The organism is Teichococcus aerophilus, assembly GCF_014490485.1.
GTDB classification, from domain to species: domain Bacteria; phylum Pseudomonadota; class Alphaproteobacteria; order Acetobacterales; family Acetobacteraceae; genus Pseudoroseomonas; species Pseudoroseomonas aerophila.
The window spans coordinates 36,802-62,468 of record NZ_JACTVA010000003.1; the positions used below are offsets into that span (position 1 = coordinate 36,802).

At 69.7% G+C, this 25,667-nt stretch carries 23 protein-coding genes and 1 riboswitch; of the genes, 15 read left to right on the forward strand and 8 right to left on the reverse strand.

Translation table 11 applies throughout. The features are described from left to right. The first annotated feature begins 46 nt into the window (after nucleotides 1–46). The gene (locus tag IBL26_RS02615) at nucleotides 47–1,126 is read left to right on the forward strand and encodes a TRAP transporter substrate-binding protein (protein WP_187782892.1); all 1,080 of its coding nucleotides are present in this window, start codon (nucleotides 47–49) and stop codon (nucleotides 1,124–1,126) included. Further along, complete coding sequence (locus IBL26_RS02620) at nucleotides 1,116–4,052, forward strand: ATP-binding protein (protein WP_187782893.1); 2,937 nt, start codon at nucleotides 1,116–1,118, stop codon at nucleotides 4,050–4,052. The genes IBL26_RS02615 and IBL26_RS02620 overlap by 11 nt, the downstream gene beginning before the upstream one ends. A gap of 2 nt (nucleotides 4,053–4,054) precedes the next feature. Here IBL26_RS02620 and IBL26_RS02625 read toward each other — a convergent pair whose 3' ends face one another. Continuing rightward, a complete protein-coding gene (locus IBL26_RS02625; protein ID WP_241748927.1) occupies nucleotides 4,055–5,002 on the reverse strand; it encodes a nucleoside hydrolase in 948 nt (315 codons plus the stop codon). A gap of 161 nt (nucleotides 5,003–5,163) precedes the next feature. Between IBL26_RS02625 and IBL26_RS02630 the strand changes: the two genes are divergently transcribed. Beyond that, on the forward strand, nucleotides 5,164–5,928 hold the full coding sequence (locus tag IBL26_RS02630; RefSeq protein ID WP_187782895.1) for a FadR/GntR family transcriptional regulator: 765 nt from the start codon (nucleotides 5,164–5,166) through the stop codon (nucleotides 5,926–5,928). Between the two features lie 54 nt (nucleotides 5,929–5,982). Here the strand turns inward: IBL26_RS02630 and IBL26_RS02635 are convergent, their stop codons facing one another. Then, the gene (locus IBL26_RS02635) at nucleotides 5,983–7,299 is read right to left on the reverse strand and encodes a M20 family metallopeptidase (protein WP_187782896.1); all 1,317 of its coding nucleotides are present in this window, start codon (nucleotides 7,297–7,299) and stop codon (nucleotides 5,983–5,985) included. A gap of 167 nt (nucleotides 7,300–7,466) precedes the next feature. Beyond that, a complete protein-coding gene (locus tag IBL26_RS02640) occupies nucleotides 7,467–9,122 on the reverse strand; it encodes a DEAD/DEAH box helicase (RefSeq protein ID WP_187782897.1) in 1,656 nt (551 codons plus the stop codon). A gap of 430 nt (nucleotides 9,123–9,552) precedes the next feature. On the opposite strand from IBL26_RS02640, the gene IBL26_RS02645 reads away from it, so the two are divergent. From IBL26_RS02645 to IBL26_RS02660, 4 genes are all read left to right on the forward strand, one after another. Next, entirely contained in the window at nucleotides 9,553–10,674 is a 1,122-nt protein-coding gene (locus IBL26_RS02645; protein WP_241748929.1) for a methionine ABC transporter ATP-binding protein, read from the forward strand. 1 nt (nucleotide 10,675) lies between these two features. Then, a complete protein-coding gene (locus IBL26_RS02650; RefSeq protein ID WP_187782898.1) occupies nucleotides 10,676–11,341 on the forward strand; it encodes a methionine ABC transporter permease in 666 nt (221 codons plus the stop codon). Between the two features lie 29 nt (nucleotides 11,342–11,370). Beyond that, nucleotides 11,371–12,180 carry a MetQ/NlpA family ABC transporter substrate-binding protein gene (locus IBL26_RS02655; protein WP_187782899.1) on the forward strand — a complete coding sequence of 270 codons (810 nt, stop codon included), beginning with the start codon at nucleotides 11,371–11,373 and terminating at the stop codon, nucleotides 12,178–12,180. A 231-nt stretch (nucleotides 12,181–12,411) separates the two neighbouring features. Further along, nucleotides 12,412–13,224 carry a MetQ/NlpA family ABC transporter substrate-binding protein gene (locus IBL26_RS02660; RefSeq protein ID WP_187782900.1) on the forward strand — a complete coding sequence of 271 codons (813 nt, stop codon included), beginning with the start codon at nucleotides 12,412–12,414 and terminating at the stop codon, nucleotides 13,222–13,224. Nucleotides 13,225–13,422: 198 nt separating this feature from the next. Here the strand turns inward: IBL26_RS02660 and IBL26_RS02665 are convergent, their stop codons facing one another. After that, on the reverse strand, nucleotides 13,423–14,730 hold the full coding sequence (locus IBL26_RS02665) for a D-amino acid dehydrogenase (protein WP_277817287.1): 1,308 nt from the start codon (nucleotides 14,728–14,730) through the stop codon (nucleotides 13,423–13,425). A 101-nt stretch (nucleotides 14,731–14,831) separates the two neighbouring features. Between IBL26_RS02665 and IBL26_RS02670 the strand changes: the two genes are divergently transcribed. Continuing rightward, entirely contained in the window at nucleotides 14,832–15,320 is a 489-nt protein-coding gene (locus tag IBL26_RS02670; RefSeq protein ID WP_187782902.1) for an Lrp/AsnC family transcriptional regulator, read from the forward strand. Nucleotides 15,321–15,496: 176 nt separating this feature from the next. On the opposite strand, the gene IBL26_RS02675 is transcribed toward IBL26_RS02670, so the two are convergent. Continuing rightward, entirely contained in the window at nucleotides 15,497–16,330 is an 834-nt protein-coding gene (locus IBL26_RS02675) for a phytoene/squalene synthase family protein (RefSeq protein ID WP_187782903.1), read from the reverse strand. A 181-nt stretch (nucleotides 16,331–16,511) separates the two neighbouring features. Between IBL26_RS02675 and IBL26_RS02680 the strand changes: the two genes are divergently transcribed. After that, nucleotides 16,512–17,150 (forward strand): superoxide dismutase, encoded by a 639-nt coding sequence (locus IBL26_RS02680; protein WP_187782904.1) that lies wholly within the window; start codon nucleotides 16,512–16,514, stop codon nucleotides 17,148–17,150. Nucleotides 17,151–17,304: 154 nt separating this feature from the next. Here IBL26_RS02680 and yajC read toward each other — a convergent pair whose 3' ends face one another. Further along, complete coding sequence (gene yajC / locus IBL26_RS02685) at nucleotides 17,305–17,643, reverse strand: preprotein translocase subunit YajC (RefSeq protein ID WP_187782905.1); 339 nt, start codon at nucleotides 17,641–17,643, stop codon at nucleotides 17,305–17,307. 123 nt (nucleotides 17,644–17,766) lie between these two features. On the opposite strand from yajC, the gene IBL26_RS02690 reads away from it, so the two are divergent. The 3 genes from IBL26_RS02690 to IBL26_RS02700 all read left to right on the forward strand — a co-directional run bounded on the left by IBL26_RS02690 (nucleotide 17,767) and on the right by IBL26_RS02700 (nucleotide 21,341). Further along, nucleotides 17,767–18,654 carry an ATP-binding protein gene (locus IBL26_RS02690; protein ID WP_187782906.1) on the forward strand — a complete coding sequence of 296 codons (888 nt, stop codon included), beginning with the start codon at nucleotides 17,767–17,769 and terminating at the stop codon, nucleotides 18,652–18,654. Continuing rightward, entirely contained in the window at nucleotides 18,651–19,667 is a 1,017-nt protein-coding gene (locus IBL26_RS02695) for an MBL fold metallo-hydrolase (protein ID WP_241748931.1), read from the forward strand. Before IBL26_RS02690 ends, IBL26_RS02695 begins: the two co-directional genes overlap by 4 nt. 81 nt (nucleotides 19,668–19,748) lie before the next feature. After that, nucleotides 19,749–21,341 (forward strand): tetratricopeptide repeat protein, encoded by a 1,593-nt coding sequence (locus IBL26_RS02700; protein ID WP_187782907.1) that lies wholly within the window; start codon nucleotides 19,749–19,751, stop codon nucleotides 21,339–21,341. A gap of 36 nt (nucleotides 21,342–21,377) precedes the next feature. On the opposite strand, the gene IBL26_RS02705 is transcribed toward IBL26_RS02700, so the two are convergent. Together IBL26_RS02705 and IBL26_RS02710 are read right to left on the reverse strand one after the other, a co-directional pair. Next, entirely contained in the window at nucleotides 21,378–21,884 is a 507-nt protein-coding gene (locus IBL26_RS02705) for a DUF192 domain-containing protein (protein WP_187782908.1), read from the reverse strand. A gap of 8 nt (nucleotides 21,885–21,892) precedes the next feature. Further along, on the reverse strand, nucleotides 21,893–23,020 hold the full coding sequence (locus tag IBL26_RS02710) for an acetoin utilization protein AcuC (protein ID WP_187782909.1): 1,128 nt from the start codon (nucleotides 23,018–23,020) through the stop codon (nucleotides 21,893–21,895). 69 nt (nucleotides 23,021–23,089) lie between these two features. After that, nucleotides 23,090–23,199, forward strand: a riboswitch (TPP riboswitch). Between IBL26_RS02710 and IBL26_RS02715 the strand changes: the two genes are divergently transcribed. From IBL26_RS02715 to IBL26_RS02725, 3 genes are all read left to right on the forward strand, one after another. Beyond that, nucleotides 23,195–23,926 carry an ABC transporter ATP-binding protein gene (locus tag IBL26_RS02715; RefSeq protein WP_187782910.1) on the forward strand — a complete coding sequence of 244 codons (732 nt, stop codon included), beginning with the start codon at nucleotides 23,195–23,197 and terminating at the stop codon, nucleotides 23,924–23,926. Its footprint overlaps the riboswitch before it by 5 nt. Next, nucleotides 23,923–24,675 carry an ABC transporter permease gene (locus tag IBL26_RS02720; protein ID WP_187782911.1) on the forward strand — a complete coding sequence of 251 codons (753 nt, stop codon included), beginning with the start codon at nucleotides 23,923–23,925 and terminating at the stop codon, nucleotides 24,673–24,675. Before IBL26_RS02715 ends, IBL26_RS02720 begins: the two co-directional genes overlap by 4 nt. Continuing rightward, on the forward strand, nucleotides 24,672–25,667 hold the full coding sequence (locus IBL26_RS02725) for an ABC transporter substrate-binding protein (protein WP_187782912.1): 996 nt from the start codon (nucleotides 24,672–24,674) through the stop codon (nucleotides 25,665–25,667). The genes IBL26_RS02720 and IBL26_RS02725 overlap by 4 nt, the downstream gene beginning before the upstream one ends.

Consider the following 25,667-nt stretch of genomic DNA (forward strand, 5'->3'; position numbering starts at 1 on the left):
AACCTTTGCTGAAATCACTGCCCGCCGCGCTGGCGAGAGGAGACCGATGTCGGCCAGTCTTCCGGAGCGTCTGCTTCGCCGGGGTCTTTCCTTGCTGCACGCGGCCGCTGTCGCGGTCGCCCTCTGCCCCGTCCCTGGCCACGCCGAGGATGTGCTGCGTTTGAAGGTGGTCGGCGGCCTCGCCGATGTCTCCCAGTACGTGCGCTACGAGGAACCGTTCTGGCGCCAGCGTATTTCCGAGCTGACCCAGGGCCGGGTGGTCGGGGAGATCGCGCCCTTCGACCGTGCCGGCTTCCGGGCGGAGGAGATGCTGCAGATGATGCGCCTGGGCGTCGTGCCCTTCGGCACCGCCCTGCTGGCCATCGTCTCCTCCGAGGAGCCGGAGTTCAACGCGGTGGACCTGCCAGCGCTGAACCCCGACTTCGCCAGCCTGCGCCAGACGGTGCGGCTCTACCGGCCGCATCTGCGCGCTCTGTTGCAGGAGCGGTATGGGATCGAACTGCTGGCCGTCTACACCTACCCTGCCCAGGTCACCTGGTGCCGCCGGCCCTTCACCGGGCTGGCCGACCTCGCCGGGCGGCGCATCCGCACCTCCTCCGTCGGCCAGGCGGAGATGTTCGAGGCGCTGGGTGCGACCCCGGTGGTGATCTCCTTTGCCGGCATCGTGCAGGCCATGAAGGCGGGCGTGGTGGAATGCGCCGTCACCGGTACGCTCTCCGGCAGCGCCGTCGGCCTGCAGGAGGTCAGCACCCATATCCATGCCATGACGCTGACCTGGGGCGTCTCCATCTTCGGCGCCAACCAGGAAGCCTGGCGCGCCCTGCCCGACGAAATTCGCCAGATCATCCAGCGCGGCGTCGAGCAACTGGAGGAAACCATCTGGGACAGCGCGGCACGGGAGACTGGCGAGGGGCTGGATTGCAGCGCCGGCCGCCCCAGCTGCACCACCGGGCCGCGCGGCAACCTGACCATCGTGCCTGTGACCCCGGCCGATGACGCCCGCCGCCGCAGCCTGCTGGTGCAGACCGTGCTGCCGCGCTGGGTGGACCGTTGCGGTCCCGACTGCGCGGATGCGTGGAACCGCTATCTTGGCCCCACTCTGGGCATCCCGGCCTATGCCCACTGAGAAGCCGCAATCGCGACGGCTGCGCCTGGCGGTCATCGCCGCCGCGGCCATGCTGCTGCTGGCGCAGTGGGTGACCACCGGCCTGCTGGTCGGCCGCGCGCGGGAAGCCGCGATGACGGCGGCGTCCGACACGGTGCAGCGCATCGCCCGCGCGGTGGAGGCCTCGCTGAACCGCAGCTTCGTCTCAGTGGACGCCACGCTGGCGGGCCTGCCGGCGATCCTGGCGCCGCTGGTCTCGGACGGAAAGCTGGACATCTCCCTGGTCAACCGCGTGCTGCGGGAGCTGAACAACCAGAACTTCGTGCTGCGCGACATCCTGCTGGTGCGGGAGGATGGCATGCCGATGGCCACCGGCCTCGCCGTGTCCCGCCGCCGGCCGCTGCCGCTCTCTCTGACCAGCGCCTTCTTCCAGAGCGGGCCGCGCGCCGGTGCCGTGCTGATCGGTGGCCCGTTCCGCAATCCGGCGACGGGGGAATGGGCGCTGTTCCTGGCGCGCCGCGTGGTGCTGCCGGAATTCGGACCGCTGATGGCAGTGGCGGAGATTCCGGTGCCGGTCATCGGCGCCCTGCTGGCCGTCAGCGGCGAAGGTGCCGGGCTGCGCATCAACCTGGAGCGCGACGACGGCACGCTGATGGCCAGCGTGCCGCATGACGAGACGATGATCGGCCACATCCTGATCCCGCCGGCAGCGGAGAAGCTGGTCGATTCGAACGCACCGCCCACCTTCCAGGCGCCGAGCCGGTTCGACCAGAGCCCGGTCATCGCCGCGGTGCGGCCGACGCTCTACCCGACCCTCTCGCTGCAGGCGAGCATGCGCCAGGAAGCCGCCCTGGCCGGGTGGGAGAAGGAGCGGACGCGTGCCTACCTGATCTCCGCCGGCTTCGCGATGCTGGTGCTGGTGATCGCCGCCACGCTGATCCTGGCGCTGCGGCAGCGGGAGAAGGTGGAGATCGAGCGCAACCGCTGGCGCTCGATGCTGGAGAACGCCATCGATTCCATGACGGACGGCTTCGTCATGTGGGACGCCGATGACCGGCTGGTGGCCTGCAACAGCCGCTACAAGGATTTCTACCGGGTCAGCGCACCCTTCATCAAACCCGGTGCGCATTTCGACGACATCATGCGGGAAGGCTTCAAGCGCGGCCAGTATCCGCAGGCCGGCGACGACGCCGAGGCGTTCCTGACCGAGATGCGCCTGTGGCACCGTGGCGAGAACCGCCCGATGGAAAGGCTGCTGCCCGATGGCCGCTGGGTGCTGATCACCGAGCGGGCCACGCCGGGCGGCGGCACCGTCGGCATCCGCACCGACATCACCGAGATCCGCCGCACCATCGAGGACCTGGCCGCCGCGCGCGATGCCGCCGCCGCGGCCGGCGAGGCGAAGAGCCAGTTCCTGGCCCGGATGAGCCATGAGTTGCGCACGCCACTGAACAGCATCCTCGGCTTCGCCCAGGTGTTGCTGAACGACCCGCGCGTGATGGCGGACCAGCGCGAGCAGTTGCAGACCCTGTACGATGCGGCAAGGCATTTGCTGGATCTGGTGAACGGCCTGCTGGATCTTTCCAAGATCGCCGCCGGGCGGCTGGAAATGCGCCCGGCGCCGACCGAGCTACGTTCCCTGCTGGAACGGTGCAGCACGCTGCTGGGGCCGGAGGTGGTGCGCAAGAACCTGCGCTTCCAGCTGGACGTGCATCCGGATATTCCCGCCGCCGTGCTGGCGGATGCGATGCGCCTGCGGCAGCTGTTGCTGAACCTGCTGTCCAACGCGGTGAAGTTCACCCCGGCCGATGGCAGGGTGTGGCTGCGTGCCCGGCCGCTGCATAACGGCAAGGGCGTGCGGCTGGAGGTGCAGGATACCGGCCCGGGCGTGCCGGCCGAGCAGCGGCACCTGCTGTTCCAGGACTTCATGCAACTGGCCTCGCCGGCGGCCAATGGCGGCGATACCGTCAGCGGAACCGGGTTGGGCCTCGCCATCGCGTCCCAGTTGGCGTCCCTGATGGGCGGCACCATCGGCCATGATACGCCAGAGGAAGGCGGCGCCCTGTTCTGGGTGGAGCTGCCGTTGCCAGAGGCGGAATCCCCCTGGCCCGGCCTGCTGCCGATGACGCAGGAAGCCAGCCCCACTAGCCTGCCCATGCAACCGCCGCGCGACGCCCGCAAGCGCGTGCTGGTGGCCGACGACGTCGCCGCCAACCGGCTGGTGGCGCGGGCGATGCTAACGGGCGCCGGCCACCACGTCGTCCTGGTCGAGGACGGTGCCGCCGCCCTGGCCGCCGTGCAGGCGGATGCGTTCGACCTGGTTCTGATGGACCTGCAGATGCCGGTGATGGACGGGCTGGAAGCCACCCGCCGCATCCGCGCCCTGCCGTCGCCGCGCAATGCCATTCCCATCATTGCCGTCACCGCCTCCGTCCTGCCGGAGCAGGTCGAATCCTGCCGCGCCGCCGGCATGAACGCCCACCTCGCCAAGCCGATCGACCGGGAGAGCCTGCTGCGGCTGGTGGCGAACCAGTGCATCCCCAGCCCCGCCCCGCAGCCGCATACCAGCACGGCGGTGCCGCCGCTGCTGGATGCCGAGGTCTGCGATTCGCTGACGCATGACCTGGGCGCCGCCGCCCCGGCCGTGCTGGCAGAGTTCGTCATCGAGCTGCGGCGCGGCGCCAAGACGCTGGACAGCCTTTCCCCCGCCACGGACGCCGCGCAGTTGCGCACGGCGCTGCACCGCCTGCTGGGCGTCTGCCGCACCCTGGGCGCGGCGCGGATGGTGTGGGCGCTGGAAGCCCTCTCGCGCAGCATGGCCGACAGCCAGGAAGCCGGCCGCGCCATCGCCCAGGCCCGCCAGGTGCTGGACGATACGCTGCCCGAAGTGCTGCGCTGGCTGGAGACTCCGGGATTGGTGGAGGCGGCGCGCACCCCCCAGGGCTGAAGCTAGGGCAGCGTCGCCAGCCGCTCGCCCAGCAGTTGGAAGAAGCCGTCGGCATCGAGGCTTTCCAGGAAACGCGCATTGGCCGGCTGGCCACTGCGGCCCCAGCGGTCGATATGCGTGCGGCCGCGCCCCGGCCCGGTGCCGCATTCCACCTGCACCGCCACGTCCCGTGCCGTGAACAGGCTGGGCGCCAGCAGCCACGCAACGGCGCAGGGGTCGTGCAGCGGATGCCCGCGGTGGCCGAGCCGGCGGGAGGGCGGCACCGCATCCATGATGTCGCAACAGGCCCGCAGGCATTGCCCCTGCCCCAGCGCGCGGAGCGCCGCGATGCGTTGTGGCGTCACCAGCGCCTGGGCGGTCAGGTCCAGCGTCACCAGCGTGACGGGCCGGCCGGCGCTGAGCAGGACCGCCAGGGATTCCGGGTCCATGGCGGCGTTGAACTCGGCCCCGGGGGTCCAATTGCCCTCGCCCAACGCGCCGGTCATCAGCACGATCTCCGCCACCCGGTCGGCCAGCGCCGGCTCGGTCGCCAGGGCCAGGGCCAGGTTGGTGGCGGCGGCGATGCCCAGCAGCGTGACGGATGCCGGCGCCGCGCGGCGCAACTGGTCGCGGATGGCGTCCGCCGCCACGCCCGGGGTGACCGGTGGCCCCTCTGGCAGTCGCACACCGGCCAGGCCATCGGCGCCATGCACCTTCACCTCGGCCTGGAAGGCCCCGAAGAGCGGCCGCTCCGCGCCGGCCACGACCGGCACGTCGTGCCCCGCCAGCCCCACCACGGCGCGGGCATTGGCCAGGGTCTGCGCCAGCCCGGCATTACCGCCGGCGACGGTGACCAGCGCGACGTCCAGCTCCGGCGCGGCGAAGGCCAGCCAGAGCGCGATGGCGTCGTCCGTCCCCGGGTCGCAATCGACGATGGTGTGGCGGGCCGGGTTCGCGCTGGAAGCAGGCATAGGCATCCTCAAGGCAACGGGGAGCGTGGGTCAGTCAGGATAGCGCACGGCAATTCCATACGCCGGCCGCACCTTATGCGCTGCTTTCCTGGCAGCCCAGGCCGCGCCGATCTGGCATAGTCGGCCAAAGCGCCGTTGGCGCACCAGGGGGGAGCAGAGACATGCCACTGAGCCGCAGGGCGCCGCCCGGCATCGTACACGGTATCGAGCTGACGCCGCTGTCGCCGCCCGCCAACCTGACCACGGAACTGGTGCGGCGGCTGGCTTCCGAAATCCGCGCCGGGCGCCTCAATCCTGGCGACCGACTGCCGACCGAGCAGGCGCTGATGCGGCAGGCCGGCGTCTCTCGCACCGTGGTGCGCGAAGCGGTCTCGGCCCTGCGGGCGGAAGGGCTGGTGACCACCCGCCAGGGCGTCGGTGCCTTCGTGACCGACCCGACCACGCGCGGCCAGGTGCGGATCGCGCCGGAGGAGATGCGCTCCCTCACCGACGTGCTGCAGGTGATCGAGCTCCGCATCGCCATCGAGACGGAGGCCGCCGGGCTGGCAGCGGAGCGCCGGAACGCCGCCTCGCTGGAGCGGATCGAGACCGCCGCCATCGCCTTCGCCGCCGCCGTCGATGCCGGGGAAAGCGCGGTGATGCAGGACCTGGATTTTCACCGCGCCATCTTCGCCGCCACGGGCAACGGCTTCTTTCCGCGCTTTCTGGAATTCCTCGGCCCCATCCTGATCCCCCGCCAGACCGTGCGCGCGCAGGTGGAGGACGGCGCCAACCGCACCGCCTACCTACAGGGAGTGCGGGAGGAACATGCACGGATTGCCGCCGCCATCGTCGCCGGCCAGGCCATGGCCGCCCGCAGCGCCATGCGCCGGCACCTCAGCGCCAGCCGGGACCGCTACGCGCAGTTGCAGGCATCGCTGCGATAGACGAATTGCTTGGAGAGGGCGCGCTGAGCGAACCATGCCGCCCGGCAGCTTGCATCAGTAACGCGGAATTTCCGGCACGTCGGCGAGGTAGGCGAGGACGGAGCGCGCCAGCGCTTCGACATCCTCGATGGTGGTGAACTCGTTGGCCTCGCCCTTCTGGCTGTTTGGGCGGCCGAGCCCGCCGACCAGGATCTCCTGGATACCCGCCTGCTGCACGAAGCCCATCGGCGATGGCTCCCGGCTGGCGGCACGGCGGAAATTGCTGGGGGAATAGCCGAAGCCCCAACTCAGCGCCTGCTGCCAGCGCGGCCAGTTCGGCCCCTGGTCCGGCGCCACGACAGGGGCACGATGGCCGGAGAGCATGGCCTGCACGCGGAAGGCCGGCATCTGCTCGGACACATGGCGCACCATGGCCTGAAGCTCGGCGAGGACGCTCTCGAACAGCTCTTCGGGCAGGTACTCGCGGCTCACGGTCAGGGCACAGCTGCCCGGCGCGAAGCCTCCGTCGCCGCCCCGGATGGCAGAGACCGCCATGCCCGATTGCAGCGGCGCGCCGGGGGGATTGGAATCCGGCGGCACGAGGGTCGAGGTGCGGACCTCGATCTGGTCCTTCATCGCCACCAGCTGCGTCGTCATCCGTGCGGCGGCCTCAACCGCGTTCGCAGCCCCGGCATCCGGCCCAAGGGCTTCGATCCGCACGGTCAGGTCGATGCGGCCGAGGCTGCCGGTCCAGATCTTCGGCGCGGCGGAACCGTTCAGGCAAATGACATGCCCTTCGATCTGCCCTTCGGATGCCAGGTGCCGCAGGCCGGGATACAGGCCGCGCTCCTCATCCGTGCAAAATAGCAGCACCGGGTCGAACCGCAGGCCGAGACCGACGGCATCGGCAGCGCGAAGGGCGGACCATACGGCGGCGATCGCGCCCTTCACATCGGCGGTGCCGCGCCCGTAGAGGCGGTTGCCCTGCCGGCTCAACGAGAAGGGCGGGCGGTTCCAGCCCTCCCCAGCCGGCAGTGCGTCCGTGTTGAAGTAGAGAGTGCAGATGCGCCGCCCGGTGCGGCGGCCCGCGATCATGCTGATACGGGGTGTCGGTTCCGCTTCCGGCATAAAGGAGGGCGGAACCTCCATGCGCCTGAAGCTGAAGCCCAGGGGCGAGAACATGTCCTGCAGTACGCCGGCGAAGGCGCCGGAATAGCGCCCAGGCGCCGCCGAGGTATCGATCGCGATCAGGCGCGCCAGACCATCGATCCAGCCCGTCGCGCCGAGCAAAGGAGAGGCCAGGCCCAACCGGTCGATCCCGGTGTCCTCCTCGGCATGCTGGATGGATGGGTCACCCCAGGATACCAGGGCTGCAGTTCCCTTGCTCGCCACTCGCTTGCGGCTACACGTTGCGACGGCAACCCGGACCACCCGGGCTGCCGTCAAGATGTACCGGCTCCTGCACCATGCGCAGAGGCCTCCATCCCGTGAAGCACGGCCATTTGAAGACCGTCAAGGCCAAGCTAATTTCGCTTGCCGCAAGTGGCCTCGAGGACCTTCTACCTACGGTAGTGGCGCTTCGGCCGGTCACTCTGTTCCGTAGACATGCCGGCCGGCAGCGGCTCAACCCGGATGTGCGGCTCGGCCGGGTCAGGCCGACGGGCGGCGGCGGCGAAGCGAGCCGCGACCTGCGGCGCCACCTCGAAGCGGGTCTCCCGGCCCATGATGCGGATGCGGCCGATCTCCTCCCGCGCCACGTGGCCGCGGCGGCAGAGGAAGGGCAGGATCCAGCGCGGGTCGGCCTGGCCATCCCGGCCGACATTCAGGCGGAACCAGGTGCCTTCGCCCCCACCCGGCGCCAATTCGCGCTGCGGGCGGGCGGGGCGGCTCTGCTCCTGCACCGTCATCAGTTCCTCGGGCGCCGGCAGCGGCGCGCGCAGCACCTTCAGCAGCGCGGCGGCGATCGCCTCGGCCCCGGCCTCCTCCAGCAGGGCGCGGCCGGCGGCCAGGTCGTCCGCATCGGCTTCCTCGGCCACCATCGCCTTGACCTGCTCGGTCAGGCGCTCGCGGTCCTTGGCGCGGATCTCGTCGGCAGTCGGTGCCTCGCCCCATTCGGCCTTCAGCTTGGCAGCCATCAGCAGGCGCTCGGCGGTCCGGCGGCGGTTCGGTGGCACGACCAGGACGCTGACGCCCTTCTTGCCCGCGCGGCCGGTCCGGCCACTGCGGTGCAGCAGGGTCTCCGGCTCCTTCGGCAGCTCGGCATGAATGACCAGGCCCAGATCGGGCAGGTCGATGCCGCGCGCGGCGACGTCGGTGGCGACGCAGACGCGCGCCTTGCCGTCCCGCAGGCCCTGCAAGGCCCGGCTGCGCTCGGCCTGGGTCAGCTCACCTGAGAGTGCAACGGCGGAGAAGCCGCGCTCGCCCAGGTTGGTATGCAGCCGCGCCACTGCCGCACGGGTTGAGCAGAACACAATGGCGGAAGGCGAATCGGAAGCACGCAGCAGGTTCACCACGGCGCGCTCAATCTCGTGCGGCGCGACATTGACGACTCGGTACTCAATGTCACGGTGCTGGCCGCCTTCCTTGCCGGCGGAGATGCGCAGCGCGTCCCGCTGGTAGCTGGCGGCGAGCGTTGCGATCTCGCGCGGCACGGTGGCGGAGAACAACAGGGTCCGGCGGCCTTCCGGCGCCGAATCCAGGATCGCCTCCAGCTCCTCGCGGAAGCCGAGGTCCAGCATCTCGTCCGCTTCGTCCAGCACCACGGCGCGCAGCGCGCCGGTCATCAGGTTGCCGCGCTCGATATGGTCGCGCAGGCGGCCGGGGGTGCCGACGACGATATGGGCGCCCTGGGCCAGCGCCCTGCGCTCGGCCAGCGGGTCCATGCCGCCGACGCAGCTGACCACGCGACCGCCGGCCGGGGCGTAGAGCCAGGCCAGCTCATTCTTCACCTGCAACGCCAGCTCGCGCGTCGGCGCCACGCACAGCGCCAGGGGGTGGCCGGCCTGCGGCATCCGCTCCGCCCCGCCCATCAGCTCGGGGGCGATGGCGAGGCCGAAGGCCACCGTCTTGCCGGACCCGGTCTGGGCGGAGACCAGCAGGTCACGCCCCACGGTCTCCTCCTCCAGCACGGCGGCCTGGACGGCGGTGGGTTCGGCGTAGCCGCGCTCCTGAAGGGCACGGATCAGCACGGCGGGCAAAGTCTCGGAGAACGGCATGAGGCAGTTAGGTTCCAGCAGCAGTCTATGGGGGTCAGCGCCGAGTCAGTGCGGCGCATGTCATGAGCGCTGGCACAAGGCTATATCCGGCGCCTTCTACATGGGTTTTCCGCGTTTTGCATCGCACACCGCAGCTTGGGCAGGAGGCATGCAGGGGCCGCATGGGTCAGTCATTCCGTTCCGGCCTTGCGTGAGGCGGGCGCAATGAGCATTGTAGATCGTGGAAATGCACGAAGTTTCCCGCGGAATTTGAAGCATGCAGCTTGCGCCGCGACACCAACAGCTAAAGCGCCGGGACGCCTGACGATGATGTGTCACCTCCGCCGGAACTAGGTTCCAGGCACCCCTCGCCGCCAGCATGGCGAGGCCCATCTGCCCTTCATCCCGCGTCCCGCTCCTCCCCGTTCCTCCCGTAGTTATCGGAAGACTGATGTCCGCATTCCCTCCCGGGCCAACGCCCAGGCAGGCCACAGACCCCGCGCAGGCCCCCGGGTCCGCGCAAGGCGCCGAGCCGGCCATCCAGCTGCGCAACCTGGTGCGGCACTTCGCCGGCCGTGGCGGCGTGGCCACCAAGGCGCTGGATGGCGTGTCCCTCAGCGTGGCGGCGGGGGAAATCTTCGGTATCGTCGGTCGCTCGGGCGCCGGCAAATCCACGCTGATCCGCTGCGTAAACCTGCTGGAGCGGCCGACCGAGGGCGAGGTCCGCGTCCTGGGCGAGGACCTGCTGCTGCTGGGGGACCGCGCGTTGCGCGAGCGCCGCCGTAGCATCGGCATGGTGTTCCAGCACTTCAACCTGCTCTCCTCCCGCACCGTGGCCGACAATGTCGCCTTCCCGCTGGAAGTCGCCGGCGTGCCGCAGGCGGAGCGCAAGGCGCGCGTGGCGGAGGTGCTTGGCCTGGTCGGCCTGGCCGAGAAGGCGGATGCCTACCCGGCGCAGCTTTCCGGCGGCCAGAAGCAGCGCGTCGGCATCGCCCGCGCCCTGGCGCCGCGCCCCAGCATCCTGCTGTGCGACGAGGCGACCAGCGCGCTGGACCCGGAGACGACGCATGACATCCTGGGCCTGATCCGCCGCCTGCGGGACCGGCTGGACCTGACCGTCCTGCTCATCACGCACGAGATGGCCGTGGTGAAGGAGATCTGCGACCGCGTGGCGGTGATGGAAGCTGGCAAGGTGCTGGAGGAAGGCCGGGTGTTCGACGTCTTCACCCGCCCCAGCCACCCGACGACGCGCAGCTTCATCGCCGGCACCATCGGCCATTCCGTGCCGCGCGGCACCGTGGCGCGCCTGCCGGCGCCGCAGCCGGGCGAGGAGAAGCGCCTGCTGCAGGTGCTCTTCGCCGGCCCCAACAGCACCCGCGCGGTGATCAGCGAGGCCTCCCGCCGCTTTGGCATCGACCTCGACATCATCTCCGGCCGCATCGACGAGATCGCCGGCGAGCCCTTCGGCCTGATGGCCCTGGCCGCCTATGGCCCCAGCGCCCAGCTGGATGCCGCGACGGCGTGGTTCCAGGAACTCGGCCTCACCGTGACGCCGCTGGCGGAGGTGAACTGACATGATCCCCTGGCTTTCCCCTGCCCTGCAGGACCTGTTCATCGAATCGGCTATCGAGACGGCCATGATGGTCGGCGGTGCCGCCGCCATCGCCATCCTGTTCGGCCTGCCCATCGCCCTGCTGCTGCATGCCACCGGCAAGGGCGGGCTGGCGCAGAGCGGGTTGGTCAACCGGCCGCTGGGCCTGCTGATCAATGCCGTGCGCTCCACGCCCTTCATCATCCTGATGGTGGCGATCGTACCCTTCACCCGCCTGGTGGCCGGCACCTCCATCGGCACGACCGCGGCCATCGTGCCGCTGGCGCTGGCGGCGACCGCCTTCATCTCCCGCCTGTTCGAGAGCGCCTTTGCCGAGGTGGACCGTGGCGTGGTGGAAGCCGCGCGCGCCATGGGCGCCACGCGGATGCAGATCCTGCTGAAGGTCGTGGTGCCGGAAGCCCTGCCCGGCCTGATCGCCGCCATCACCGTCATGCTGGTCAGCCTGGTCGGCTTCTCGGCGATGGCGGGCGCGGTCGGCGGCGGTGGCCTGGGCGATCTCGGTATCCGCTTCGGCTACCAGCGCTTCATGCCGGAAGTCATGGCCAGCGTGGTGGTCATCCTCATTCTCGTCGTGCAGGGCCTGCAATCCCTGGGCGACTGGCTGGTGCGGCGCGTCCGCCGCCGTTGATTGAAGCAAGAAACAAGGACAACGCCGTCATGAACACGACCCGCCGCACCCTGCTGGGTGCCAGCCTCGCCCTTCCCTTCGCCGCCCCCGCCTTCGCGCAGGCAGAGATCGGCACCGCCGCCCGCCCGCTGAAGATCGGCGGCACCGCCGGCCCGCACAGCCAGGTGCTGGAGAAGGTGCAGGAAATCGCTGCGCGGGACGGGCTGGTGCTGCGCATCGTGCCCTTCACCGACTATATCACCCCGAACGCCGCCCTGGCGGCGGGTGACCTGGATGCCAACAGCTACCAGCACCAACCGTTCCTGGACCAGGCGGTGAAGGACCGGAACCTGCCGCTGGTGGCCGTGGGCAAGACCCTCGTGTTCCCGATGGGCGTCTATTCGCGCAAGCAGAAGAAGATCGCCGACATCCCCAATGGCAGCCGCGTCGCCATCCCGAATGACCCGACCAATGGCGGCCGCGCCCTGCTGCTGCTGGCGGCCAACGGTGCCTTCAAGCTGACGCCGGGCGCCGATTTCCGCGCCACGGTGGCCGATATCGTCGAGAACCCGAAGCGCATCCGCATCGTCGAGCTGGAAGCGGCGCAGATCCCCCGTGCGCTGGACGAGGTGGAGGCCGCCGCCATCAACACCAACTTCGCCATCCCCGCCGGCCTGAACCCGGTACGCGACGCCATTGCCATTGAGAGCGCGGACAGCCCCTACGCCAACCTGATCGTCGTCAAGCGCGACAACGCCAACGCCCCCTGGGTGAAGAAGCTGGTCGCCGCCTACCAGAACGACGAGATCAAGGCCTTCGTGCGCGACACCTTCCAGGGCTCGGTCGTCCCCGCTTTCTGAAGCGTGATGGCTTGAGGTGGCCTTTCCGAAAGCCTGGATCACGCGACCCGACAAAGGCAGAGGGCATGGTGTGTGAACGGATGTGAACGCAGCGTGCTCTCGTTTCGCAGGGCCCGCATCCTGACGGGCCATGCACCACCACGGCCGGGCGTGACGTCATGCCCGGCCCCGTCTGATGACCGCACTGAACGGCCGCGCCATGCAGGCGCGCTTGCTGAAGGAGATACGCCTATGTTGACCAAGCGTTCCCTCATCCTGGCGGGCGGCGCGGCGATGCTGCTGCCCAACCTCGCCCGCGCGCAGGATGCCGAGTTCGGCACGGCGGCGCGGCCGCTGCGTGTCGGTGTCACCGCCGGCGTGCACGGCCAGGTGCTGGAAGTGGTGCGAGACGTGCTGGCGCGCGACAACTTCCAACTGAAGATCACTGAGTTCGCCGATTTCATCCAGCCCAACGTGGCGCTGGCGGCGAAGGAGATGGACGTCAACACCTACCAGCACCAGCCGTTCCTGGACGCGCAGAAGCAGCAGCGCGGCTACGACTTCGTGCCCGTGGGCAAGACGGTGCTGACGGTGATGGGCGTGTTCAGCCGCAAGCACAAGGCACTGGCGGACCTGCCGAACGGCGCCCGCGTCGCCATCCCGAATGACCCCACCAATGGTGGCCGTGCCCTGTTGCTGCTGGCCAAGGCCGGCGTGTTCAAGCTGCGGGACGGCGCCGATTTCCGCGCCACCATCGCTGACATCACCGAGAACCCGAAGCGCATCCGCATCGTGGAGCTGGAGGCCGCCTCCATCGCCCGCGCGCTGGAGGACGTGGACGCCGCCGCCATCACCGGCAACTACGCCGTGCCCGCCGGCCTCAACCCGATCCGCGACGGCCTGGCGGTGGAGGGTGCGGACAGCGTCTACACCGTGCTGGTCGTCGTCCGCCGCGGCGACGAAGCCAAGCCCTGGGCCACCCGCCTGGCGCGCGCCTATGCGGACCCGGCGGTGAAGGCCTTCGTCGAGAAGACCTTCGGTGGGTCGGTGATCGTCGGGGCCTGAAGCAAGGGGGGCCTCTCTTCGCTTAACGGCTGGAGGAAGGTCAGGGGAGTGAACTCCGCTGAAACCCCTCCTTTTTCGGCGGTTTTTTACCGACGAAGCTGCTGAGGCGAAGGCGCTGGCGGCCGAGCCTCGCCTCGACTGTCAAACTCGAAGAAAAAGATGGGGGCCGGGGGAATTCTCTCCCCTGGCCTCCGAACCTCACGCGTAGCGCGACATCGCCAGGTCGGCGTAGTCGATATTCGGCCGCTGCCCGCCCACCAGGTCCGCCGCCAGCTTGCCGCTGCCGCAAGACATCGTCCAACCCAGCGTGCCGTGGCCGGTGTTGAGGAAGAGCTTGCCGTAGGTCGTCGGGCCGATGATCGGCGTGCCATCCGGCGTCATCGGCCGCATGCCGGTCCAGAACTTCGCCTGTTCGTACTGGCCGCCATCCGGGTACAGGTCCCGCACGGAATGCAGAAGGGTTTGCTTGCGCTCCTCGTGCAGGCGAGTGTCGTAGCCGGCGATTTCGGCGGTGCCGCCAACGCGGATACGGTCCCCCAGCCGGGTGATGGCGATCTTGTAAGTCTCGTCCATCACGGTGGAGGCCGGCGCGGCTTCCGCATCCGCGATCGGCACGGTGATGGAGTAGCCCTTCACCGGATAGACCGGGATCTTCAGCCCCAGCGGCGCCAGCAGCTTCGGCGAGAAGCTGCCCAGCGCCATCAGGTAGCGGTCGGCCGTCAGCACGCCCTCACTGGTCTCGACGCCAGCGATGTCGCCGCCTTCCACCAGCAGGCGCTTGATGGCGGTGCCGTAGCGGAACGTCACCCCCTTCTCCACGCACAGCGCGGCCAGGCGCTGGGTGAAGATATGGGCGTCGCCGGTCTCATCCTCCGGCGTGCGCAGGCCGCCGACAAATTTCTGCCGCACCCGGTCCAGCGCCGGCTCGGCGGCGACGCATTCGGCGGGGTTCAGCAGCTGGAACGGCACGCCGTATTTGGCCAGCACGCGCATGTCGTCGGCCGCGTGGTCCATCTGCTGCTGGGTACGGAACAGCTGCAGGGTGCCGCGTTCCCGCTGGTCGTACTCGATGCCCGTCTCGGCCCGCAGGTCGGCCAGGGCGGTGCGGCTGTAGTCGGAGACGCGGACCATCCGGCCCTTGTTCCGCTCATAGGCGGCTTCCGTGCAGTTCTTCAGCATCTGCCACAGCCAGGACCATTGCAGCGGGTCCATGCGCGGCCGCACCACCAGCGGGCTGTGCTGCATGAACATCCACTTCACCGCCTTCAGCGGCACCCCCGGCGCAGCCCAGGGGGAGGAATAGCCGAAGGACACCTGCCCGGCATTGGCGAAGCTCGTCTCCAGCCCCGCCGCCGGCTGGCGGTCGATCACTGTGACCTCATGCCCCGCGCGTGCCAGGTACCAGGCCGAGGTGACGCCCACCACGCCAGCGCCGAGAACGAGAACCTTCATCGCAGCCATGCTCCGCCCGCGCCCGCAGGCACGTCCATCACAACGCGCCGACAGGGGCGCGAAAGCACGAGCCTATGCGGGATTTCACGACAGGTGCTTGCGATCCGCGCAAGGGAATGCGAATTCGGAAGCATAGCTTCGAATGATCTGCGAATTTGACGAAGATTCTGCACCTCCCGACCCTGGACGGCACGGATCGCAAGATCCTGCGGCTGTTGCGCGCCAATGGCCGCATCAGCAACGCCGACCTGGCCGAGGCCATCGGCCTTTCCCCCTCTGCCTGCCTGCGCCGCTTGCGGCTGCTGGAGACCTCCGGCGTCATCCGTGGCTACACCGCGATCATCGAGGACCCGGCGCCGCATGCCCGTACCGTCGTCATCGTCCAGATCACGCTGGAGAAGCAGACGGAAGATGGCTTCAACCGCTTCGAGGCCGCCGTGCGCCAGTGCCCCGAGGTGTGCGAGTGCTACCTGATGACCGGCGCGTCCGACTACCAACTGCGGGTCGAGGCGCGCGATGCGGCGGATTACGAGCGCATCCACAAGGAGCAGCTCTCCCGCATGCCGGGCGTGGCGCGCATCCAGTCGGCGTTCGCCATCCGCACGGTGGTGCGGGGCGCGCCGCCGGCCTGGGTCGAGGAATAGGCGCCGCCTGTGATCGAGACCCAGGCTGGCTGTCCGATCCTGGGAAGGCCGCGCCGGGTCGTGGTTTGCGTGCCTGAGAGTGGGGCGCGTTCACACTTGCTCACGCACCACGCTCTATGCCTTTGTTCGGTCGCGTGATTCAGGCTTCCGGTGATGCCACCTCAAGCGATCACGCTCTAGCCCCGCCAGCCCGCCCACATGACCGCCAGCCGGTCGCCCAGCCCTCGCGGGTGCGGTGGCTGGGCCGGGTCCCAGCCCTTGGCCAGCATCCGCTTCAGGTCCCGCGCCGCCAGCCAGCCCGGCAACGCGGCGGCAATGGCGCCCTTGGGCAACCGCCCCAGCTTCGCCTTGCCGTCCCGCGCCAGCGCCAGACCTTCCTCCGCCAGCTGGCGGCCCACTTCGGCCACGCCGGGCTGGCGCGGGTCGCGCGCCACGTCGGCCGGCGTCAGGTTCCGCTCGGCCAGCAGGTCGGCTGGCAGCAGACAGCGGCCGTGCATGGCCTGGGACGGCAGGCTGCGCAGCACGCCGGCCATCCCATAGGCGGCGCCTAGCGTCTGCAACGCGCCCAGGCTCTCGGCCGGCGCGCCCAGCAGCCGCCCGGCGGCCACCGCGAATCCGCCGGCGGAACCGCGTAGATAGGCCAGCAGCGCGCCGCGGCTGGGGACGTCCTCCTCCACCTCGGCTTCCCGCGCATCGACCATGGCGTGCAATTCCGCGGCATCGAGATGCCCCTGCCGGATCGCCTCTGCCAGTGGCGTGGAGACCTCATGCCGGCGGACCGGGTTGCCGGCCTGCACCTCACCCAGCGCATCCCGCCACCATTGCAGGCGGATCAGCGCCGTCATCGGATTGCTGGCCACCTGGCGGGCCCGGGCGAGCTCGGCATTGAAGGCGATCAGCACGAACAGCGTCTCCCGCCGCTCCGGCGGGGCGAACAGCGCGCAGAAAAAGCGATCGGGGTCGTTCCGCCGGGCAAGGGCGGCGACCTCGGACAACGGCACATCGGGCATGGCGCGGGTTATGAACCCCTGGCGGCGGCTTGCAAGCCGGAACGCGGCCTGAGAAGCCAGTTTATCCCGGCCCCTTGCTTGACGGGCGGGGGGTCGAGGCATAGCTGTCAGGGCGGTTACGAATTGTCTCGGGTGTGGCATCCGCCCCACCCCGTTCGCTGCCTATCGGGAGAACCGCACCATGGCATTCAGCCTTCCTCCGCTTCCTTATGACGTTTCCGCCCTCGCCGGCTCCGGCATGCAGCAGGAGACGCTGGAGCTGCACCATGGCAAGCACCACCAGGCCTACGTCACTGCGCTGAACGGCCTGGTGGAGAGCAAGGGCCTGGCCGGCAAGTCGCTGGAGCAGATCGTGGCCGAGGCCGGCAAGGCCGGCGCCGACGGCCTGCCCGTGCTGAACCAGGCCGGCCAGCACTACAACCACCTGCTGTTCTGGCAGGTGATGAAGCCGAATGGCGGCGGCGACAGCCTGCCGGCGAAGATTGGCGCCAAGATCAACGAGGATTTCGGTGGTCTCGCGCAGTTCAAGGAAGCCTTCAAGCAGGCGGGCGTGACGCAGTTCGGCTCCGGCTGGGCCTGGCTGATCGTCGATGCCAGCGGCAAGCTGAAGGTGACCAAGACCCCGAACGGCGCCAACCCGATCTCCACCGGCGAAGGCACCCCGATCCTGGGCGCCGACGTCTGGGAGCACGCCTACTACCTGGACTTCCGCAACGTGCGCCCGGGCTACCTGGACAACTTCCTCGCCAAGCTGGTGAACTGGGAGAAGGTCGAGGAGCTGCTGCTCAACGGCGGCCTGAAGTCCGGCCAGACGGCCTGATTTCTTCGGCACACGCCGGATACGAAAAGGGCGCCGGGAGAACTCTCCCGGCGCCCTTCTTCTTTTCTGCCCTCAATCGCAGGGCGGCCGCTCCGCAGCCTCGGCCCGGAAGAGCTGGGCCGCGTACAGAGGCGGCCTTAGAATGCTTAAATCCTTACCCCACCTTCGCGTCGTTCGCCGCCGTCGGGCGGATCACGCTGCTGATGGTGCTGCGCACTACGTTGATGCGGACATTCGGCGCGATCTCGACCTCGATCTCCTCCGAACCGTCCTTCACCTTGGTGATGGAGCCGAGGATGCCGCCGGCGGTGATGACGCGGTCACCCCGCTTCAGCTGCGTCAGCATGGAGCGGTGCTCCTTGGCGCGCTTCTGCTGGGGGCGGATCAGCAGGAAATAGAACACAACGAAGATGAGGATGAGCGGCGCCAGCTGCATGACCATGGCGCCGGTACCACCGGCAACATCCTGAGCATAGGCGGGGGAGATGAACATCGTGAGGGGCTTCCGTCTTGCCGGGTGACGGGCGCGAAACTAGCCTGCCGGACTGTCCAGTCAACCTCGGGTTTCACCGGGATACAATTCCAACCCGTCCTGGACCCACCGGAGCGTCGCGTATTGTCCGAGATCGCCACCCATCCCTTGCAGTCCACCCTGGCCCGGATTGCCGCGGCGCTGGAACGCCTGGCCCCGCCCCCGGCCGCCCGGCCGGACCTGACGGCGGCCGACGCCTTCGTCTGGCATCCGGCCTCGCCGCAGGGCGGACCGGCGCAGCTGGTGCCGGTGAAGAAGGTGGCGACGGTCGGCATCGGCCTGTTGCAGGGCGTGGACCGGCAGAAGCAATTGCTGACCGAGAACACGCAGCGCTTCGCCCGTGGACTGCCGGCCAACAACGCCATGCTGTGGGGCGCGCGGGGCATGGGCAAATCCTCCCTGGTCAAGGCCGCCCATGCGGCCGCCAACGCCGAAGCCCCCGGCGCGCTGGCGCTGATCGAAATCCAGCGGGAGGACATCCGTACCCTGCCGGACCTGCTGAATGTGCTGCGGGAAAGCCCGCGCCGCTTCCTGGTGTTCTGCGACGACCTCTCCTTCGAGCGGGAGGACCAGGACTACAAGGCGCTGAAATCGGTGCTGGATGGCGGCATCGAGGGCCGCCCGGCCAATGTGCTGTTCTACGCCACCAGCAACCGCCGCCACCTGATGGCGCGCGACATGATTGAGAACGAGCGCAGCACCGCCATCAACCCGGGCGAGGCGGTGGAGGAGAAGGTCTCCCTCAGCGACCGCTTCGGCCTGTGGATCGGCTTCCATAACGCCGACCAGTCCACCTTCTTCGCCATGGTGGAAGCCTATGCGGCGGATCTCGGCCTGGATGTGACGGCGGAGGAGCTGCACCGGCAGGCGGTGGAATGGTCTGTCACCCGGGGCGGGCGCTCCGGCCGCGTGGCGTGGCAGTTCATCATGGATCTGGCCGGGAGGATGGGCGTGGCGTTGCCCGGCCGATGAGCAGCGAGCCCCCCGTACCCCGCCAGCCGGTCCGGCCGCCGCCGCGTGGCGCCGTGCGGCGCGACGGGCTGTTCCTGAACCCAGACGGTACCCGTGCCGGCCCCAGTACCGCCCAGGTGTGGCGCCTGATGCGGGAGAGGAATCGTGGCACCCCCTGGCCGGCCTGGGTGGAGGACCCCGCCTACCCTGCGCCGCAGCCGCCGCCGGAAGGCCATGTGGCCGTGACCTTCCTGGGCCATGCCAGCTTCCTGCTGCGCTTCCACAACGGCCCCACCCTGCTGACCGACCCGATCTGGAGCGAGCGGTGCAGCCCGTTCCGCTTCGCCGGCCCCAAGCGCGCCCGCGCCCCCGGCCTGGCCTTCGACGCCCTGCCGCAGATCGACGCCGTGCTGCTGAGCCACAACCACTATGACCATTGCGACATCCCGACGCTGCAGCGCCTGCGGGACCGCTTCGGCATGCCGATCCTCACCGGGCTGGAGAACGGCAAGCTGCTGGCGCGGCACGGGCTGAAGAACGTGGCGGAGCTGGACTGGTGGCAGGATGCCCCACTGCCCGGCGGCGCCACCGCCACCTACCTGCCCGCCCATCACGTCGGCGCCCGCACGCTGTTGGACCGGGGGCGGACGCTGTGGGGCGGCTTTGCCATCCGGCCGGCGCAGGGCGGCCGCATCTACTTCACCGGCGACTCCGCCTGGGGTGCGCATTTCGAGGAGATCGGCCACTTCGCCGGTCCGTTCGACCTCGCCCTGCTGCCGATCGGTGCCTATGAGCCACGCTGGTTCATGCATCAGGTGCACATGAACCCGGAGGAGTCGGTGCGCGCCTTCCAGGCGCTGCGGACGCGCCAGGCCCTGGCGATGCATTTCGGCACCTTCAAGCTGACCCAGGAAGCCATCGACGAGCCTGCCCGCGCGTTGGCGGTCGCCCTGGCCGCCGCCGGCATTCCGGAAGAGGATTTCGTCGTGCCCGGCTGCGGCCAGACCTTCGTGGTGCCGCTAACGGTGGCCTGACGCGCCATCGGAAGGAATTCGTTCAGGCGTCGGGCGGTAGAAACGGCGGCAAGCCCCTGGCTGCCGGAAGACCCCCGACGCATGAACCGCAAGCAACGCCGTGCCGATACGCGCCCTACCGCCCCGCCACAGTTCCAGCGCCGCTTCACCGAGGCCGTCGCCGCCTACCAGGCCGGGCGGCTGGCGGAGGCGGCGGCGGCCTTCCGGCAGGCCGTTGCGCTGCGGCCCGGCCATGCGGATGCCCAGGCCAATCTCGGCCTGGTGCTGCTGGCGCTGGGTCAGGCGGAGGAAGCCGGGCAGTGCTGCCGCCGGGCGCTGGCGCTGTGCCCGACCCATACCGACGCGCACAACACCCTGGGCAATGTGCTGCGGCAGGGCGGCCAGTTGGAAGCAGCCCTCGCCTGCTATCGTCGCGCCATCGGCATCGACCCGGCGCATGCCGACGCCCACAACAATCTGGGCGTGGCGCTGAAGGCGCTGGGCGAGACGGTGGAAGCCACCGCCTGCTACCGCCGCGCCATCGCCCTGCGGCCCAGGTTTGCCGAGGCGCACAACAACCTGGGCAACGCGCTGCGGGAAACCGAGCAGTTGGAGGACGCCGCCGGCTGCTACCAGGAGGCGCTGCGGCTGCGGCCGGATTATGCCGATGCCCACGCCAATCTGGGCCTGGTGCTGCAGGAGCAGCGGCATCTGGCCGCCGCCGCCGCCCGCTTCCGGCAGGCCATCCAGCTACGGCCGGACAGTGCCAGCGCGCATTTCAACCTCTCGATGGCGCTGCTGGCGCAGGGCGAACTGGCAGAAGGCTGGCGGGAATACGAGTGGCGCTGGCAGGCGCCGCATATCGCCCCGCAACGCCGCCCCTTCCCCCAGCCGCAATGGCGCGGGGAGCCAGCCACGGGCCAGACGCTGCTGATCCATGCCGAGCAGGGCTTTGGCGATACGCTGCAATTCTGCCGCTACGCCCCCATGGCCGCCACGCGCGGCCTTCGCGTGGTGCTGGAGGTGCCGCCACCCCTGGTGCGGCTGCTGCGTGGCCTGCCCGGCATAGCCACGGTCGTGGCGCGTGGCGAGGCGCTGCCGCCTTTCGACCTGCAGTGCCCGATGATGAGCCTGCCCCTGGCCTTCGGCACCACGCTGGAGAGCATCCCCGCGGCATCCCCTTACCTGCACGCCGACCCGGCGCAGGCTGCCACCTGGCAGGCACGGCTGGCGGCCACCGGGCGGCCAGGTCCGCGTGTCGGCCTGGCCTGGTCCGGCCGCACCAGCAATCCGCGGGACCACCAGCGCTCGCTCGGCCCGGCGCAGTTGGCGCCGCTGCTCGGCATTCCCGGCCTGCATGTCGTCAGCCTGCAACAGGCCGGCACGCTGCCCGCGCTGCCGGATTGGATGCAGGAGATGGCGGATTTCGCCGATACGGCGGCGCTGATCAACCAACTGGACCTGGTGGTAACGGTGGATACCGCCGTCGCTCATCTGGCCGCCGCACTGGGCCAGCAGGTGTGGATGCTGGACCGGTTCAATCCGGACTGGCGCTGGCTGGATGGGCGGCGGGACAGTCCCTGGTATCCATCGCTACGCATCTACCGCCAGCCCCGGCCTGGGGACTGGACTACGGTCATCGAGGCGGTGGCGCGGGACCTGCACGAACTGGCGGTGGCCGCCAGGGCTGCCTAGCGCCCCCGCGCCACGCCGCCCCGGCGGTGAAAGGCGCTAAGGCGCGTTGCCGAAGATCCGCTGCAACACCTTGTCGCCCGGGTGAAGGCCCAGCCGCTCGGCGGTGCCGGCCGCCAGTTCCAGCGTGGCGCGCACCGGGCCACGGCTTTCCACCGTTGCCAAGCTCAGCGGCACCGTACGCTCGGCAATGCGGCGGATGCTGCCGTCGGCATTGATGAACACCATGTCCAGCGAGGTGATGGTGTTGCGCATCCACATGGCGCTGTCGCGCGGGGCGCCCCAGTCGAACAACATGCCCTCATCCGGCTTCACCTCAGGCCGGAACATCAGCCCGACCGTCTGCTGCTCGGCATTGAGGGCCATCTCCACCGTGAAGTCGTGGCGGGTGCCGTCACGGGTGACGATCACCAGCTTCTCGGTCGGCAGCCGGGGCTGTGGCCCGGTCTGGGCCTGGGCTTGTGGGGCAAAGGCGGCGGGAATGGTCACGGCACCCAGTATGGGGGCGACCAGGGCTGGCAAAGCCAGGAAAAGGCGACGGCGCATGGCGGGGATCATGCCACGCGGGCAGCCGGTTGGGGCAGCCCTTCCAGCGTCGCATCCGCCAGATGGCGAATTTCTAATCGGACCGGTCCGGGGCGCGGCGTGTCCTGCAACGTGGTGAACCAGTGTTCGGGTGGGTTGCGCCCGGCAGCCCGGTTGAAGGCCAGGCTGCGCAGGATCGACTCGGCGCCGGGCGGCAGCCGCTCCGGCGGCGTCAGGTCGTTCAGCACGCCCCAGACCCCGGCCCAGCACCGCCCGACGGACCACGGATTGTACCCACCACCCCCCAGCACGATCAGCCGGGGCGCCAAATCCCGCACCGCGCGCACCACCGCCCAGTGCGCGTTGTTGGAGAGGGAGAGCTTGGCCAGCGGGTCTTCTTCCAGCGCATCGGCACCGCACTGGATCATGATGGCCTGCGGGCTCAGGTGGCGGATCAGCGGCAGGATGGCCTGTTCCAGCAGCCATTCCATCTCGCTGTCATTCAGCCCCTGCGGCACTGGGATATTGCGGGCATGCCCACCGGCACGGTCCTCGAGCTTGCCGGTGAAGGGCCAGCGCCCGGCCTCATGGACCGAGACGGTGAAGACGCGCGGGTCGTCCTGGAAAGCATCCTGCACGCCGTCGCCGTGATGCGCGTCGATATCCAGGTACAGGACGTTGGTCAGCCCCTGATCCAGCCAGCCGAGCAGGCCCAGCACCGCGTCATTGACGTAGCAGAAGCCGCTGGCACGGTCCGGCTGCCCATGATGCGTGCCGCCCCCGGGCACATGGACGATGCCGCCCGCCTCCGTCAGCCGGGATGCCAGCAAGACGCCGCCGGCACTGGTGGCCGGGCGGCGGAAGACCTCCCGGTACACCGGGTTGCCATGGGCGCCGATATGGTGGCGCGCCCGTACCGCCTCCGGCACCGTCTGGGTGGCCTCGGCGGCCTTCAGCGCGGCGATGTAGTCCGGCGTGTGGAAGCGCGTCAGCTGCCCGTCGGTCGCCTGCGGGCTGTCGATCACCTCCGCCGGCTGCGCCCAACCCAGGGCCTGGATCAGGTCCAGCGCGGTGGAGACGCGCGGGATGGCCAGCGGGTGCTTCGGGCCGTAGGTGGATTTTCGGTAGATCTCGGACCCGATGAGCAGCGGCTTCACGCGTGGCGTATCCTGTCCGTCATGGCCTGGGGTGATCCTTGCAAGAATCCGCTGGGCATGCCTAGAACCTCCGGATCCGGGGGGAGCCTTCCAAGAGGCTGAGAGGCAGGGATGGGCCCTGCGACCCCTTGAACCTGATCCGGGTCATGCCGGCGAAGGGATCGGAGGTTTCGCATGGCCCCTGACTTGGGGTTGATCCTGCCTGTCGTCCAGTTGGGCGGCCGCCCTGTTCTTGGCGCCTGCGAGCTGCGCTTTGGCGCGGGGCAGGTCACGGCCCTGCTGGGGCCTTCGGGCGTCGGCAAATCCACCTTGTTGCGGCTGCTGGCGGGGCTGATGCCACTGCCCGCCGGCGCGCGCATCCTGCCGGGCGATGGCGGCACGCTGGCCGGCCGCATCGCCTGGATGGGCCAGCAGGACCTGCTGATGCCCTGGCTCGACCTGCGCGGCAATGTCGCCCTCGGCGCCCGGCTGCGCGGCCAGAAGCCGGACCTCGCCCGGGCCCATGCGCTCATCCAGTCCGTCGGGCTGGCGGGGCGGGAGAAGGCGCGCCCGGCCGAGCTCTCTGGCGGCATGCGCCAGCGCGCCGCCCTGGCCCGCACCCTGATGGAAGACCGCCCCTTCGTGCTGATGGACGAGCCGTTCAGCGCGGTGGACGCCCCCACCCGGCACCGGCTGCAGGGGCTGGCCTCCGGCCTCCTGGCTGGCCGCACCGTACTGCTGGTGACGCATGATCCGCTGGAGGCGTTGCGGATGGCCCACCGGGTGCTGGTGCTGCGCCCCGGCCCGAACGGCGCGGTGGCGGCGGATTTGGCGCTCCCTGCCTCTCCACCCCTGCGCGCCGCGACGGACCCGGCGGTGCTGACCGCTCAGGCCGCGCTGCTCGACATGCTGGCGGATGCCGCATGAGGGCGCTCATCGCCGCCATCGGCATCCTGCTTGGTTGGGAAGCGTTCGTGCGCTGGTCGGAGGTTCCGCCCTTCCTGCTGCCCTCGCCCATCCGCGTCGGCAATGTGCTGTGGACGCGCTGGGACATCCTGATCGGCCATGCCGGCACCACGCTGACGGAAATCCTGCTGGGCATGGTGTTCGGCAGCCTGTTGGGCGCCTCCACCGCGCTGCTGTTGACGGCGTGGCGCGGCGGGCGGCGCTGGCTACTGCCGCTGCTGATCGCCAGCCAGGCCATCCCGGTCTTCGCCATCGCGCCGCTGCTGACGCTGTGGATGGGCTTCGGGCTGGCCAGCAAGATCGCCATGGCCACCATCATCATCTTCTTCCCCGTCGCCACCGCCTTCTATGACGGGCTGCGGCGGACGGAGCCGGGGTGGCTGGACCTGGCCACCACTATGGGTGCCTCCCGCACCGCCATCCTGTGGCGCGTGCGGGTGCCGGCAGCCCTGCCCGGCCTGGCCTCCGGCCTGCGGGTCGCCGCCGCTGTCGCGCCGATCGGCGCGGTGGTGGGGGAATGGGTCGGCGCTTCTTCCGGCCTTGGCTACGTGATGCTGCAGGCCAATGGCCGCAGCCAGACCGACGTGATGTTCGCCGCCCTCGCCATCCTGGCCAGCATGGCCATGGTGCTGTGGTTCGTGACCGACCTTCTGCTGCGCCGCATGCTGCCCTGGCAGCCGGACGCCCTTTCCGAGGACACAAGCCGATGACCCTGCTGACCCGCCGCGCCCTGCCGGCCCTGGCCACGCTCGCGCTGCCCGCCGCCACTGCCGCGCAGGCGCAGACGGCCACCGCCGCTACCCAGCCTGCCGCCATCCCGGCAAAGCTGACCCTGATGTTGGACTGGTTCGTGAACCCGGACCACGCGCCCATCATCGTCGCGCAGGAAGGCGGCCACTTCGCCCGCGCCGGGCTGGAGGTCCGCGTCATCGCCCCGGCCGACCCCAACGACCCGCCGCGCCTGGTGGCCGCGAAGCAGGCCGATATCGGCGTCTACTACCAGAAGAACCTGTATCTGGCGGTGGAGAACGGATTGCCGCTGGCGCGCGTCGGCACCCTGGTGGCGACACCGCTCTCCACCCTCTCCGTGCTGCGGGACGGGGCGGTGAAGCAGCTGGCGGACCTGAAGGGCAAGAAGATCGGCTTCAGCACCGCGGGGTTCGAGGAAGTGGCGGTGGATACCATCCTCGGTACCGTCGGCCTGTCCTCGAAGGACGTGACGCTGATCAACGTGAATTTCGGCCTGTCCTCGGCGCTGATGTCCGGGCAGGTGGACGCCATCCTGGGCGGCTTCCGCAACTTCGAGCTGCACCAGCTGGACATCGAGGGCCGCCCCGGCCGCGCCTTCTTCCCCGAGCAGCACGGCATGCCGATCTATGACGAGCTGATCTACGTCGCCCACAAGGACCGTGGCCGTGACCCGGCGCTGCGCCGCTTCATGGACGCGGTGGAGGCAGCAACCACCTTCCTGGTCAACAACCACGAGGAAAGCTGGAAGATGTTCATTGCCGGCCCGCGCCGGGAACTGGACAACGAGCTGAACCGCCGCGCCTTCGCGGACACCATCAACCGCTTCTCGCTCGCCCCCGCCGCACTGGACCGCAACCGCTACGAGCGGTTTGCCCGCTTCATGCACGAGAAGAAGATGATCAGCCGGGTGCCGGCGCTGGAGAGCTATGCGGTGGAATTGCCGGTGGCTTGA